We start from the raw sequence: 1744 nt of genomic DNA, 5'->3' as shown, positions 1-1744 counted from the left end.
GGTTCTTCCGCACTTTTCGTGATGATGTTTTTGATTATGCGGGCTGGAGGACACGAGCCCTGAGGAGTTCGAAGCCTGCTCTTCCGAACATGGTTCGCTTGATCATTTTCAATCGGCTGATCTGTCCTTCAACCGGGCTGGTTGTCCATGGTGTGACGAGAGAAGCTTCAATGGCAGCAGCATCCCGTTCAAGCGCAGGAATCAAACGTGACAGCAGCGTCGTTTTCCCTTCTTCCAGCAGGGCCTTCAGATCGCCCTCCTTTCTGGTGTCCTCCTTTTTACAGAGGAGGTTCTGCATTTTCCTGAGCCAGCAGAGCGTGACAGCGAGTTGCGGTTCGGCTTCCAGAAGGGCAGGAACAAGTAGGCCGTCCTGTCGTCCAGCAGACAATGGATCATCTGCAAGAAGAAGGCGTGCAAGTTTGCGCCCCAGAGGGGGCGAGACATACGCGGAAGAAACGGGTTTCGTGGAAATACCCTGTCGCGTCGTCACCCATTTCCGGACAGTGCCATATTTTCCTGTAAACCCCTGCTCCACGAGTTCCCGCCATAGCTGGCGAATATTCCGACATCCTTCGACCCATCTCTTTTCCAGATGGGATATGTAAGGCCCGAGTATGCTGCGTGTCGGAACCGTCCTTTTCCATGTTGGCGCATGGCCCCGCTGAAACCAGCGCCGCACGGTTTTTCTCTCTACTCCGATCGTTGTGGCGATAGCCTGAATACTGTGCCCTTCTGCTTTCAGGGCAAGAGCTTCATTGAAAAGAGTTTCACGTCGCTCCCCAGAGACTGGCCTGATGAGCGTCTGCGCTTCTTCTGGTTGTGTCCTGACTGTTCCAGACGTTTCGCTCAATGTCGTTGATGCGCTGAGTTGTCGCGTCAGGGTTCTGACTGTTGTCGTGAAACGGCCCAGTATGCTGACAAAAGCCTCTGACAGGTTCTTCAGCAGATGCCAGCGGTCCGTCACCTGAAGAGCTGATGGCGCGCCTCTGTGGCATCCATCTGCATAAGCACCAGCACGGTCTCTGGCAATGATTTCAACACCGGGGTGGGCCTGCAGCCATTGGGCCAGGGTCGCAGCCTCCCGATCTGGCAGGAGGTCAATGACATCATTTTTCTCAAGATCGACCACAATCGTTCCATAGTGATGTCCCCGTCGCCATGCCCAGTCATCCACCCCTACCACGCGTGTAGGGGGCATGTCTTTCCTGGTGTTCCGTGCCCGGGAAAGGAGGCGGCGAATGAGAGTGTCCGGGCTGATGGGGCAACACAGGCGCACGGTCATTCGTGCACCAGCGGAACCGCCCAGGGTATGGGCGATATAATAATGAAGATCGGTAAGACGCGTGGTCTGTCTGCCATGACGCACGGTTATCCCGTCAAGGGGCATCACAAAGGTCCGACGTGGACAGACCGCAGCCTGACAGAAAAAGCGTGGTACAGAAACGAACAGCGTGGCCGGACGGCCCTGCCATGGAAGATCCGCAAGTTTTCTCTGATAGAAGCTGTGAACGCGTTGTGTCGGGCACTGACAGTCCGGACACAGTACACTCCGCTTGCGCAGACCGACTTCGATCTCCACTCTGTTGTCCAGTGCAACAACACGACGAACGACGAGGGAACGGGGAAGATCAAGGATCCGAAGGCGTGACACTGGGGAATATCCATGAAAGTGGGCGACTTTCAGGATTTTCCAGTTCCAGAACCACAGTACAAGATACCCATCACGAAAAATGCGGAAGAACCC

At 55.3% G+C, this 1744-nt stretch carries 1 protein-coding gene; it reads right to left on the bottom strand.

The window, feature by feature from the left end; all coding sequences use genetic code 11:
- Positions 1-34 precede the first annotated feature (34 nt).
- Positions 35-1651, bottom strand: a complete 1617-nt coding sequence (locus GXY01S_RS17790; protein WP_082770971.1) for an ISL3 family transposase — start codon at positions 1649-1651, stop codon at positions 35-37.
- Positions 1652-1744 lie beyond the last annotated feature (93 nt).

Origin of the sequence: Komagataeibacter xylinus NBRC 15237 (assembly GCF_001571345.1) — a bacterium.
Lineage (GTDB): Bacteria > Pseudomonadota > Alphaproteobacteria > Acetobacterales > Acetobacteraceae > Komagataeibacter > Komagataeibacter xylinus.
This window is presented reverse-complemented; position numbering and strand designations above follow the sequence as displayed.